Origin of the sequence: Acidaminococcus sp. AM05-11, assembly GCF_003472805.1 — a bacterium.
Classification (GTDB): domain Bacteria; phylum Bacillota; class Negativicutes; order Acidaminococcales; family Acidaminococcaceae; genus Acidaminococcus; species Acidaminococcus hominis.
Genome location: NZ_QRMX01000007.1, coordinates 17,650 through 29,400, shown reverse-complemented (window position 1 = coordinate 29,400; position 11,751 = coordinate 17,650). Strand labels below are relative to the sequence as shown.

Genomic DNA, 11,751 nt, shown 5'->3' with positions numbered 1-11,751 from the left:
GGGTAAAACTATGGACGAGATGCAGATTGGTGTTTTTCCCAATTTACCCAAAGAAAAAGTACGGGATATATTGCCCAAATTGGTGGAGTTCTGCCGGAAAAACCAGATTCAGGTGATTTTTCCCCAGGAAATTGCGGACTCCTTCGGGGTGCCCGGCTATGACCAGGACGACCCGGCCAGCCTAAGCAAGCTGGACGTGGCCCTGACCCTGGGCGGCGATGGAACCATTCTTCGGGCCGCCCGGCACGTGACGCCGCTCAATATTCCCCTTTTGGGCATTAATCTGGGAAAACTGGGCTTTTTGACCGAAGGGGAGCTGGCGGACCTGTACCCTTGCCTTTTGAAGGTGCGGGACCGGCGCTATACCATTGAAAAGCGCTCCATGCTCCAGGTCACCGTGTGGGAAGGCAAGCACCTGGTGACCAAGGCCCACTGCCTGAACGATATGGTGCTGGAAAGCGCCGACCGTTCCCGGCTCACCCGGCTGGGGGTAAAAATCGGCGGAGAACCTACCGCCAATGCGCCTTCCGACGGCCTAATCGTGGCCACCGCTACTGGCTCCACGGCCTATTCCCTGTCCGCAGGGGGCCCGGTGGTCCATCCCAGCCTGAAGGTAGCCATTTTGACACCCATCTGCCCTCACGCCCTCCATGCCAGACCCCTGGTGATTCCCATCAAGGATCCCATTGAAATTGAACCCCGGCCGCCCTACGAAACCATCTTGATTTCCGCAGACGGCATGACGGTCAGCCACCTGGAGCCCAACCAGAAGGCTGTCATTGAAAAATGTCCCTTTGATGCCCGTTTTATCCGGACCAGCCCCTTGTCCTACTACGAAACCTGGCAGGAACGGATGCTGAAGAACGAGGGACAAACCATCAAGTAGGAGGTTTCCAGACCATGAAACTATCAAGACAAGAAGCCATTAAAAACATTATCGCTACCCAGCATATTGAAACCCAAACGGACCTGGCCGAGGCTCTGCGGGACGCCGGCTTTAACGTGACCCAGGCCACCGTGTCCCGGGACATCAAGGACATGATGCTCATCAAGGTCCCAGATGACAATGGCCGCTACAAGTACGGGTTCCCCACGGACAACGGCGAGATTCTGACCCGGGAACGGCTGGAGGATACCCTCCGGCGCTACATCCTCACCATCAACTCCTCGGAAAACCTGATTGTGATCCACACCCAGCCCGGTACGGCCCAGGCCGTAGCCTATTCCCTGGACCACCTGAACTGGGGGGACCTGCTGGGTACCGTAGGCGGGGACGATACCGTCCTTTTGATTGTGGACGGCAAAGAAAATGTGGAAGCCGTGAAAAGACGGCTGATGCTGAAAAAGGTCTGATACCATGCTGACCTCACTGGAAGTACATAATTTTGCCCTGATTGACCACCTGCGGGTGGATTTCACCCCGGGCTTCAATGTGTTTACCGGGGAAACCGGTGCCGGCAAATCCATTCTCATTGATGCCTTCAGCATTGTGCTGGGCAGCCGGGCTTCCGTGGATTATTTGCGCCAGGGGGCCGATGCCTACTGGATCCAGGCCGTTTTCGATATTGAAGATCAGCCCGGGGTGCAGGCTATTTTGAAAGAACTGGACATGGACGCCGAGGACGGCATGCTGTTCCTGCGCCGGAAAGTCACGGCCCAGGGCAAGAGCCAGGCCTTTGTCAACGAACGCCAGGTGCCCGTCCACGTACTGTCCCGGCTGGCTTCCCAGCTGGCGGATATCCATGGCCAGCACGAAAACCAGACCCTTTTGGCTGCGGGCGCTGCCCTAAACATCTTGGACAGCTACGACCCGGGCATTGGGCCCCTGCTGAAGGACTACCAGGACAGCTACCGCCAGTGGCAGCAGGCTGACCAGGAGCTCCAGCGCTGGCTGAAGAAGGATTCCCGGCAGACCGAGGACCTGGAACGGCTGGAGGGGGAAATCAAGGAAATTGAGGACGCCCATATCCAGCTGGGCGAGGACGAAACCCTCCGGACCCAGGTGAAGAAGCTGCTGAACCAGGAAAAAATCCTGGAAGCAGTGGGGGAAGCCTATCACTACCTGAACGGCTCGGAAGAAGAAAGCAGCAGCGTCCTGGACAGCCTGAACGCTGCCCTGGGCTCCCTGGATCGGGTGCTGGAATACGCCCCGGAGCTCAGCCGTTACCGGGAGGCCATGGATTCCTCCTGGCAGGTGCTGGAGGACGTGCGCCAGTCCCTGGGGGACCTGCTCAGCAGCGACCCGGAGGACCGGGAGCAGCTGGCCCAGGCCCAGGAACGGCTGGACCTGCTGTACCGCCTGAAACAAAAATATGGGGGCTCCCTGGAAAAGGTACTGGCCTACCAGGAAGCCGCCCAGACCGAATACCAGGGCCTCCTTTCCCTGGAATCCACCATCCGGAACTGCCGGAAAAAGGCCGATGCCCTGCGCCAGGAACTGGAGCGGAAGGCGGAGGCCCTGACGGTGGAACGGAAAAAGGCAGGGGAGTCCCTGTGCAAGGCCCTGCTGCCCCATATCCACGATTTGGCCATGCCCCAGGGGCGGGTGGAAATCGGCTTTACCAAACTGTCCCACTGCGGCCTGAAAGGCCAGGACGAAGCCGTTTTCCTGTTCTCGGCCAATGCTGGGATGCCTGTAAAGCCCCTGGCCCGGATTGCTTCCGGCGGCGAATTGTCCCGGTTTGCTTTGGCGCTGAAGACCGTCATGCTGCGGAATTTTGGGGTTCCCACCATGATCTTTGACGAAATTGATACCGGGGTGGGCGGGGTGACCGCCCAGAAAATGGCCGAAAAGATGGCCCTGATTGCCGGCGAGCGCCAGGTGCTGTGCATTACCCACCTGGCCCAGATTGCCTGCTTTGCGGACCACCACCTGTATATTCACAAATCCACCGCCGGCAGCAGCACCACCAGCCAGGTGGAAGCCCTGGACCAGGAAGGCCGGATTCAGGAAATCATGAGAATGACCGGCGGCACCAACCAATCCCAGTCGGCCCGGGAAAACGCCCGGGAGCTGCTTGCTATGGCGGCTGCCGTGAAAAAACAGAATAAGGAGCCGAAGAAAAAATGAAAATCATGCATGATCAGCGCCTGGACGAAGAAAAGCTGTCCAGTGAGCGCGGGTTTGACGGACGCCTGCTGCACGTGGATATTGACCGGGTCAAACTGCCCAGCGGACGGATTACCACCCGGGAGACCATCAAGCACCCTGGAGCAGTAGGTATACTTCCCGTGCATACCGACGGACGGATTACCTTAGTGAAACAGTATAGATACCCTGTGCACTCCGTTTTGTACGAAATTCCCGCAGGAAAATTGGAAAACTGCGAGAATATCATCGACTGTGCCAAGCGGGAACTGTCTGAAGAAACAGGTTTGACCGCAGACGAGTGGACTTACCTGACTTCTATTGTCACTACACCTGGCTTTACCGATGAGGTAATACATTTGTACGTAGCAAAAGGACTGCATGAAGGGGCTCAGCACCCGGATCCTGACGAATTTCTGGATGTGGAAACCTTTACCCCGGACCAAGTTCGGGAAATGGTCCTGAAAGAAGAGCTTTTTGACGCAAAATCCCTGTCCGCCCTGCTGTTATATCTGATAAAAGGGGAACATTGTTAAAGGAATACGAAATTTCTATAGCCAAAATAAAAGATAATGTAATGCTTTTTGGGAAAATGTGTTATAATAACAATAAATTTATTTTTAAATTTATTGTTCATTATTGAAAAAACGAGGGGGATACACAACATGGATGTACTAAAAGTTTCTACAAAATCAAATCCGAATTCTGTAGCTGGCGCATTGGCCGGAGTTCTGCGGGAAAATGGCAAAGCAGAAATCCAAGCCATCGGTGCTGGTGCCCTGAACCAAGCTGTTAAAGCAGTGGCCATTGCCCGTGGCTTTGTGGCTCCCCACGGCATGGACCTGGTGTGTGTTCCCGCTTTCATCGACATTAATATTGATGGGGAAGAAAGAACGGCAATCAAATTGCTGGTTGAACCGCGCTGAGTAAAATCGCTAAAAATGCAAAAAAATAAGGAATGGAAAACAATTGTTTTCCATTCCTTATTTTTATTTTAAACGCTTACTGCACGAACAGCGCGTCCACATCGACTTTCTTCTCCATCATGCCGGATTGTACCAGGAAGTCCTGGGTCTTTTTCAGGGATTCCTTGGCTTCAGGAGTGATGGTCATGCTGAAGTCATACAGAGGGAACATTTCCTTGACGGCTTCGGGGCTCAGGTCCGTGGCTTTGGCTGTCAGGGACAGGGCTTCGTCAGGGTTCTTCTTCATGAAGTCCAGGGTTTCTTTCTGGACGGCCAGGAAGGTGTCTACCAGGTCCTTGTGGTCCTTGTAGAACTTGCCGCTGACGGCAGTAACGGTCAGGCCGGAAACCAGACCGTCGCCGGTGGTAACCACGTTCAGGCCTTCTTTTTCGGCGTTGTAGGCCAGAGGGCCAGCCAGCAGGGCGCAGTCAGCGCTGCCGTTTTCCAGGGCGGAGTGGGCAGCGGGCAGGCCCATGGAAACGAATTTCACATCATTCATGGTGAGCCCGGCCTTTTGCAGGTAGGCTGCCAGCAGTTCGTGAAGGATGGTGCCCTTAGGTCCGGCAATGGTTTTGCCTTTCAGGTCAGCAGCGGTCTTGATGGAGCCGTCCTTGCTGAACAGCTTGAAGGCTTTGGGAGCCTGGGAGTATAGGCTGATAATCTTGATGTCGTTGCCGTTGGCAGCGGACAGCAGGACGGAGGAGCCGCCTACACAGTTCAGGAACTGAATGTCCCCGGAAGCCAGGGCAGCAGTTTGGTCAGCCCCGGAAGTAATGGTGGAGTAGGAGGCGGTGATGCCTTTTTCCTTGAATTTCTTTTCAAAGCTCTGCTGGGCCTTTTCCACAATGGAAGGCACGTTCAGGGGAGCCTGTACATAGGTAATGCTGACTTTGTCCACAGAGGGGGCTGAGGGCTTTTGGCTGGTGGTGCTGCTGCCGCAGCCGCCCAGAAGTGCTGCCGCAGCCAGACAGCAAACGGCGAGAAACAGGGAATGGAGTTTCTTCAAGTGAATCAAATCCTTTCTAAAGTAGAAATTTATGCGAAAGCAGCCAAAATGCTGCGTTTGGCCTCAATAAAAGCAGGCGAGAGCAGGTCCCGGGGGGCTTCCTGCCGGGGGAAGGTTTCTTCGTGGGCCAGGCACCCGTCCTGGAGCACCAGGATCCGGTCCCCCAAGAGCAGGGCCTCGTCCACGTTGTGGGTGACCAGCACGTAGCCGATCCCCAGCTGCCGCTGCATCCGCAGGAGCTCCAGCTGGAGCTGGCCCCGGGTGAAATAGTCCAGGGCGGCAAAGGGCTCGTCCATGAGAATCAGGTCGGCCTGTAGGGCCAGGGTCCGGGCCAGGGCCGTGCGCTGCTGCATGCCCCCGGATAATTCGCTGGGGTAGAGCTTAGCGGCTTCCGTGAGCCCCGTCAGCTTCAGCAGCTGGTCCACCTGGCCGGGCTTTTCCCCTTTTGGGAGCCCCAGGGCGATGTTTTCCCGGCAGGTGAGCCAGGGCATCAGCCGGGCCTCCTGGAACATCATGCCCAGCTTCAGCCCTTCCGGCAGGGTAATTTGGCCGGAGGTGGGGCGCTCCAACCCTGCCAGGAGCCGCAGAAAGGTGGTCTTCCCGCAGCCGCTTTTCCCCAAAAGCACCGTACAGGCGCTGGGGTCAAGGGTCAGCGTCAGGTCCCTTAGGACCGTCTTGGACCCAAAGGCTTTGGTCAAATTTTTAATGACCAGCGGTTTCATAGGCGCCTCCTTTCCCAGGGCAGGCAGAGCCAGGTCAGCAGGGTAAAGGCCCCGTCCAGCACCAGCCCCAGGGCTCCAATGGTGAGAATGCCGATAATGACCTTGTCGCTGCGGCTCATGGCTTGGGCGTCCAGAATCAGATACCCCAGCCCGCTGTCGGCGGCAATCATTTCCGCCCCGATAATGGCCCGGAGACTGTAACCCATGCCCACTTTCATGCCTGTGAGAATCCCCGGCAGAGCAGCCGGCAGACGGATTTTCCGCAGCTGGGTCCAGCGGTTCATGCCCAAAATCCGGCCTACCTCTAACAGCTTGGGGTCGCAGCGCCGGAACCCGTCATCCATATTCAGATAGATGGGGAAAAAAGACGCCAGGATAATGACGATGGCCTTGGGCACCTCCCCGATGCCAAACCAGAGAATCAGGAGCGGAATCAGGGATAGAGGGGGTACATGGCGAAACACTTCCAAAAGCCCGCTGTAGGCCGCCCGGAGCCGGGGGAAAAGCAGCCCTACCGCACTAAACAGGCAGGACAGCCCAAAGGCGCAGACAAAGCCCAAAAGAATTCGGCGCAGGCTGATGGCCGTATGCTTTGCCAGCTCCCCGGATTGGAGCAGTTTCTGGGCCGTGGCGCATACCCGCTCCGGAGAGGGGAGAATGTAGCTGCTCCACAGACCCAGCTGGGTCACCAGCTGCCACAGGGCCAGTACCACCAAAAAAGGCAGCAGGTAGGAAATTGCCTTCTTCATTTCTTTTCCGCCTTGGCATAGGCGGTTTTAGCGGATACTCCGTCTAGTTTGCCAATCCGGCCGGACAGGGTGCTGATTGCGTCCTGGGGCGCGTCCACCACTACGCTGATGATGTTCATGTTCCGGGCGTGGTAGGGAATGCCCATCCGGCCGATAATATAGGGGCTGAACTGATGGAGCAGTTGGTTCAGCGCCTGGATGGAATCCGGATTTTCTACAATAATGCCGATAATGGCCACACGGGTTTCCATGGGAACCTCCTTGTATCATAAAAAAAGCCGCACCTGGGACAGATGCGGCGCAAAAAGACTATGCGAAAAACGTGGCATCTTCCATCGCAAGAAACTTTTGATGTGAGAGCAGGGCTTGGGCGGCCAGGGGATACCTTTTGCAGGAAGCACTTCCTGCGGCAGGACAATCCGCAGCCTTTAATGAGTATACGCCCGGACCGATGCTTTGTAAAGACTTTGACACTTTTCCAAGAGGACTCGGAAGAATCTGACAACAGTTTTCCGTAGAGAAAAAATAATATTAACTGCCTCTATATTTATAGTAAACTGCTATGTATCCATGCTATAATAAGAAAGCAAAAATGTGATTTTTTATACAATATATATGTGAGGCGGGATTTCTACGGACAGTTCAACGCGTAAAGAAAAAGAGAATGCGAAACTCCACAAGATGCTGGAAACGCCGGTACGCAAGCTCATTGCTTCCCTGGCCCTTCCTTCCATCGTCAGTATGCTTTGTACCAGCTTTTACAATACGGCTGATACGTACTTTGTCAGTAAGATTGATACCAGTTCCACCGCAGCGGTAGGGGTTACCTTTGCCAGCATGGCCATTATCCAGGCCATTGCCTTCTTCTTCGGCATCGGTTCCGGCAACTCCATTTCCCGGCTGCTGGGGGCCAAGGAGCGGGAAAAGGCCCATGTGATGGCTTCTACCAGCTTTTTTTATGCCTTTATCTGCGGCTGCCTGGTGGCCCTTGTGGGGAATCTGTTTGTGTCCCAGATTGCCACGGCCATCGGCTCCACACCCACCATTTTGCCCTACGCCATTGCGTACCTCAGCGTTATCCTGTGGGGGGCGCCCATAATGATGTGCTCCCTGGTGATGAACAACCACCTGCGGTTCCAGGGCAGCGCTGCCTTTGCCATGGTAGGCATTACCGCCGGGGGCTTTCTGAACGTGTTCCTGGACCCAATCTTTATCTTCAAATTCCACCTGGGGGTGGCCGGGGCGGCCTACGCCACCATCCTCAGCCAGTTTGTCAGCTTCTGCATCCTGTTTAAGATGACCCGGACCGGGGGCAACATTCCCATCCGGCTGAAGGATATCCATCCTTCTCGGCGGCTTTTCCAGGAAATCGCCGCCGGGGGCGCACCTTCCCTGGTGCGGCAGGGTACCACCAGCGCTGCCACCATTTTCCTGAACGTGGCCGCCGGCGCCTTTGGGGACGCCGCCATTGCCGCCATGTCCATTGTGACCCGGCTGAACTTCTTTGCTGCCGCCGTGATCATCGGCTTTGGCCAGGGCTTCCAGCCCGTGTGCGGCTTCAGCTATGGGGCTCGGAAATTTGCCCGGCTGCGGAAGGGCTTTACCTTTGCCCTGGAGTTCACCACCTGTTTTGGCATTGTGGTTTCCATTGTAGGGGCCATCTTTGCCCGGGAAATCATGGTGCTGTTCCGGGATGACCCAGCGGTAATCACCACCGGTATTTGGGCCCTGCGGGCCCAGTGCCTGACCTTCCCCCTGTCGGCCCTGGTGGTCATGACCAATATGACCCTCCAGACCACCAGGCATACCCTGGGCGCCATGATGGTGGCGGCCGGCCGCAGCGGGGTCTTCCTGATTCCACCCCTTTTGGTGCTGCCCCGGCTGTTCGGCCTGGGTGGACTGGTATGGTGTCAGGCTATATCGGACGTGCTGTCCTTTATTCTTGCTGTAGCCTGGATTCGGGCGTTTTTCCGGGAAATTCCCAAGCAAAACCTGGTATTAAACACCGATTCCACCATAAAATAAAACCATTTGACAGTCCACGCCAAAATGACTATACTAAGTATGCAATTGAATAGCTCCGGTAGGTAAGGCTACTACAGGGATATGGGCTGCTGCCGCAACAGGATGGAGACATCCCGCGTAGGTCTGAACAGGCTGCATCAAATCGAAGGTGCAGCATAATGCAGTTACACCGCCCTGCAGAGTTAAAGCTCGTACGGCGGCAGAGTTAAATCGTTTTTCTGTGTTTTCGCCGTTCGGGTTTTCCCGGACGGCTTTTTTATTGTATTGACAAGGAGGTGCACCATGAACAAGAACACTATGGAAAAGAAAAATCAGGCAGCCGCTGCTGCTACCCAGGCTGCCCTGCAAAAGGAAGCAGCCCTGACCGCAGAAGCCCTGCTCCAGCAGTTGGGAAGCTCAGCCCAGGGCCTCACCGCCGACCAGGTGGAAAAGAACCGGGAAACCTATGGAGAAAACAAGGTTACCCAGGAAAAGAAAAAGTCCGTGGGGGTGCGCCTGGCCGAAGCCTTTATCAACCCCTTTACGGTAATCCTGTTTGTGCTGGCCGGGGTATCGGCGGTCACCGATATTATACTGCCTCTCATGCAGAACCGGCTGGACGACTACAACCCGGCCACCGTTATCATCATTACCGTGCTGGTGCTCCTGTCCGGGTCCCTGCGCTTTATCCAGGAAACCCGCAGCGGGGACGCCGCCGCCAAGCTCCTGGAACTGATTACCACCACCTGCACGGTCATCCGCCAGCCGGAGGGCCAGACGGAAATCCCCCTGGAAGACGTGGTGGTAGGGGACCTGGTATTCCTGTCCGCCGGGGACATGGTTCCTGCGGACCTGAGAATTTTGGAAGCCAAGGACCTGTTCGTCAGCCAGGCCTCCCTTACCGGGGAAAGCGCGCCCCAGGAAAAGGTGCCGGCAGTGGCTGCCACTTCTGACAAAGCCGTGACCGAGCTCAGCAACCTAGCCTTTATGGGCACCAACGTCATCAGCGGTTCTGCCACCGGCCTGGTGCTCCGCAGCGGGGACCACACCCTGTTTGGCAGTCTGGCCAGCTCCATGGCCCAGGAAGCTCCGGAAACCAACTTTACCAAGGGCGTCAACGCCGTATCCTGGATTCTGATCCGCTTTATGATGGCCATGGTGCCCATCGTCTTTGTAGTCAACGGCCTGACCAAAGGGGACTGGCTCAACGCCTTCCTGTTTGGGATTTCCGTAGCCGTGGGCCTGACCCCGGAAATGCTGCCCATGATTGTTACCACCTGCCTGGCCAAGGGCGCCGTTTCCATGAGCGAGAAAAAGACCGTGGTGAAAAGCCTGAACTCCATCCAGAGCTTTGGAGCCATGGACGTGCTGTGTACGGATAAGACAGGGACCCTGACCCAGGACCGGGTAGCCCTGGAATACCACCTGGATGCCTTTGGCAAGCCCAGCCAGCGGGTGCTGCGTTATGCGTACCTGAACAGCTACTTCCAGACCGGCTACAAGAACTTTATGGACCGGGCCATCATCGCCCGGACGGAGCGGGAAGAAACCGAAGACCCCAAGCTCCAGGACCTGTCCGAAACCTACACCAAGGTGGACGAGATTCCCTTTGACTTCTCCCGCCGGCGCCTGTCGGTGCTGGTAATGGGCCACGACCACAGCACCCGGATGATTACCAAAGGGGCCGTGGAAGAAATGCTTTCCATCTGCAAATATACCGAGCAGGGCGCGGAAGACGTGCCCATGACCGACGAATTGCGCAAAACCATCCTGGCCGTGGCTGACCGGCTCAACGACGAAGGCATGCGGGTTATCGGCCTGGCCCGGAAGAACGACCCCTCTCCGGTAGGCGCCTTTGGGGCCAAGGACGAAACGGACATGATCTTCATGGGCTACCTGGCCTTCCTGGATCCGCCTAAGGATACCGCCATGGCCGCCATCAAGGCCCTGAAGGACCACGGGGTTTCCACCAAGGTGCTCACCGGGGATAACGAAAAGACCACCCGGTGCATCTGCCGCCAGGTGGGCCTGCCGGTGGACCACATCCTCCTGGGCAGTGACCTGGAACACATGGACGACGCCACCCTCCAGAAGGAAGCCGAAACCACCACCGTCTTTGCCAAACTGTCCCCGGACCAGAAAGCCCGGGTAGTGGAAGCCCTCCAGGCCGCCGGTCATACCGTGGGCTTTATGGGGGACGGCATCAACGACGCCCCGGCTCTGAAGATTGCCGATATTGGCATTTCCGTGGACAGCGCCGTGGATATTGCCAAGGAATCCGCCGACATCATCCTGCTGGAAAAGAGCCTTATGGTGCTGGAGCAGGGGATTGTGGAAGGCCGGAAGACCTACGCCAACATGATCAAGTACATCAAGATGACCGCCTCCTCCAACTTCGGGAACATGTTCTCCGTCCTGGCAGCCAGTGCCCTTTTGCCCTTCCTGCCCATGATGAGTCTGCAATTAATCATCTTGAACCTGGTGTACGAAATCTCCTGCATCGCCATTCCCTGGGACAACGTGGACGAGGAATTCCTCAAGGTGCCCCGGAACTGGGACGCTTCCACCATTGGCAGCTTCATGATCTGGATGGGGCCCACCAGTTCGGTGTTCGACTGGATTACCTATCTGGTGCTGTACTTTGTGATTTGTCCCCAGTTTGTGTCCGGCGGCCTGACCTACAACCAGATTCCCACTACGGCGATGCTTACCTCCGGCCCCATGGCCGGCCTCACCGTCCGGGACGCCTACGAAGCCATGTTCCAGGCCGGCTGGTTTGTGGAATCCATGTGGACCCAGACCCTGGTTATCCACATGATCCGCACCCCCAAGATTCCCTTCCTGCAAAGTCATGCGTCGGCTACCCTGACCACGCTCACCTGCGCCGACATTGCCGTGCTGACGGCTCTGCCCTTTACGGGAATCGCCCGGGACCTGGGTTTCGTGCCCCTGCCGGGAAAGTACTTCTACTTCCTGGCCCTGGTGGTCATTGCCTATATGCTGCTGGCCACCAGCGTAAAGAAAGCGTATATCCGGCATTACGGCACCCTGCTGTAGTGCTTAGCCTATAGACAGCCTGGAAGAAGGGAGGGGAGCGCCATGCTGCATATTGAACCGATTTTTTGGCTGGGCATGGGAGCCATTGCGGTGGTCGTCTGCGTTATGCAGATTGTCTGCTGGAACCTGACTCCGAAAGCGCCGCGTCATGACTGACCGA

Annotated in this window: 11 protein-coding genes and 1 riboswitch; of the genes, 7 read left to right on the top strand and 4 right to left on the bottom strand. The window is 56.6% G+C overall.

Annotated features, from left to right (window positions below; translation table 11 throughout):
- Window positions 1-10: 10 nt before the first annotated feature.
- The 5 genes from DW089_RS05570 (at window position 11) to DW089_RS05550 (ending at window position 4,014) form a co-directional block, all read left to right on the top strand.
- Window positions 11-886: an NAD(+)/NADH kinase gene (locus DW089_RS05570; protein WP_105327376.1), complete on the top strand. Its 876-nt coding sequence runs from the start codon at window positions 11-13 to the stop codon at window positions 884-886.
- A gap of 14 nt (window positions 887-900) precedes the next feature.
- A complete protein-coding gene (argR, locus tag DW089_RS05565; protein WP_105327377.1) occupies window positions 901-1,353 on the top strand; it encodes an arginine repressor in 453 nt (150 codons plus the stop codon).
- A gap of 4 nt (window positions 1,354-1,357) precedes the next feature.
- Window positions 1,358-3,070: a DNA repair protein RecN gene (recN, locus tag DW089_RS05560; RefSeq protein WP_118286915.1), complete on the top strand. Its 1,713-nt coding sequence runs from the start codon at window positions 1,358-1,360 to the stop codon at window positions 3,068-3,070.
- Window positions 3,067-3,624: an NUDIX domain-containing protein gene (locus tag DW089_RS05555; protein WP_199614613.1), complete on the top strand. Its 558-nt coding sequence runs from the start codon at window positions 3,067-3,069 to the stop codon at window positions 3,622-3,624. The genes recN and DW089_RS05555 overlap by 4 nt, the downstream gene beginning before the upstream one ends.
- Window positions 3,625-3,753: 129 nt before the next feature.
- A complete protein-coding gene (locus DW089_RS05550; RefSeq protein ID WP_071142732.1) occupies window positions 3,754-4,014 on the top strand; it encodes a stage V sporulation protein S in 261 nt (86 codons plus the stop codon).
- A gap of 76 nt (window positions 4,015-4,090) precedes the next feature.
- Here DW089_RS05550 and DW089_RS05545 read toward each other — a convergent pair whose 3' ends face one another.
- The 4 genes from DW089_RS05545 to DW089_RS05530 all read right to left on the bottom strand — a co-directional run bounded on the left by DW089_RS05545 (window position 4,091) and on the right by DW089_RS05530 (window position 6,781).
- Complete coding sequence (locus DW089_RS05545) at window positions 4,091-5,002, bottom strand: ABC transporter substrate-binding protein (protein ID WP_370450905.1); 912 nt, start codon at window positions 5,000-5,002, stop codon at window positions 4,091-4,093.
- Between the two features lie 86 nt (window positions 5,003-5,088).
- Window positions 5,089-5,781 carry an ABC transporter ATP-binding protein gene (locus DW089_RS05540; RefSeq protein WP_118286914.1) on the bottom strand — a complete coding sequence of 231 codons (693 nt, stop codon included), beginning with the start codon at window positions 5,779-5,781 and terminating at the stop codon, window positions 5,089-5,091.
- Complete coding sequence (locus DW089_RS05535; RefSeq protein WP_105327380.1) at window positions 5,778-6,530, bottom strand: ABC transporter permease; 753 nt, start codon at window positions 6,528-6,530, stop codon at window positions 5,778-5,780. Before DW089_RS05535 ends, DW089_RS05540 begins: the two co-directional genes overlap by 4 nt.
- Entirely contained in the window at window positions 6,527-6,781 is a 255-nt protein-coding gene (locus DW089_RS05530; protein ID WP_105327381.1) for a TM1266 family iron-only hydrogenase system putative regulator, read from the bottom strand. Before DW089_RS05530 ends, DW089_RS05535 begins: the two co-directional genes overlap by 4 nt.
- A 430-nt stretch (window positions 6,782-7,211) precedes the next feature.
- Here DW089_RS05530 and DW089_RS05525 point away from each other — a divergent pair, with 430 nt between their 5' ends.
- A complete protein-coding gene (locus DW089_RS05525) occupies window positions 7,212-8,555 on the top strand; it encodes an MATE family efflux transporter (protein WP_105327382.1) in 1,344 nt (447 codons plus the stop codon).
- Between the two features lie 47 nt (window positions 8,556-8,602).
- A riboswitch (M-box (ykoK) riboswitch) is annotated at window positions 8,603-8,764 on the top strand.
- A gap of 73 nt (window positions 8,765-8,837) precedes the next feature.
- Complete coding sequence (gene mgtA / locus DW089_RS05520) at window positions 8,838-11,591, top strand: magnesium-translocating P-type ATPase (RefSeq protein WP_105327383.1); 2,754 nt, start codon at window positions 8,838-8,840, stop codon at window positions 11,589-11,591.
- The last annotated feature ends 160 nt before the right edge of the window (window positions 11,592-11,751 follow it).

Coding starts and splice junctions, on each gene's coding strand:
- DW089_RS05530 (WP_105327381.1), bottom strand. CDS start 6,781: ATGGAAACCCGTGTGGCCATTATCGGCATTATTGTAGAAAATCCGGAT.
- argR (WP_105327377.1), top strand. CDS start 901: ATGAAACTATCAAGACAAGAAGCCATTAAAAACATTATCGCTACCCAG.
- DW089_RS05535 (WP_105327380.1), bottom strand. CDS start 6,530: ATGAAGAAGGCAATTTCCTACCTGCTGCCTTTTTTGGTGGTACTGGCC.
- DW089_RS05525 (WP_105327382.1), top strand. CDS start 7,212: ATGCTGGAAACGCCGGTACGCAAGCTCATTGCTTCCCTGGCCCTTCCT.
- DW089_RS05570 (WP_105327376.1), top strand. CDS start 11: ATGGACGAGATGCAGATTGGTGTTTTTCCCAATTTACCCAAAGAAAAA.
- DW089_RS05540 (WP_118286914.1), bottom strand. CDS start 5,781: ATGAAACCGCTGGTCATTAAAAATTTGACCAAAGCCTTTGGGTCCAAG.
- DW089_RS05550 (WP_071142732.1), top strand. CDS start 3,754: ATGGATGTACTAAAAGTTTCTACAAAATCAAATCCGAATTCTGTAGCT.
- recN (WP_118286915.1), top strand. CDS start 1,358: ATGCTGACCTCACTGGAAGTACATAATTTTGCCCTGATTGACCACCTG.
- mgtA (WP_105327383.1), top strand. CDS start 8,838: ATGAACAAGAACACTATGGAAAAGAAAAATCAGGCAGCCGCTGCTGCT.
- DW089_RS05555 (WP_199614613.1), top strand. CDS start 3,067: ATGAAAATCATGCATGATCAGCGCCTGGACGAAGAAAAGCTGTCCAGT.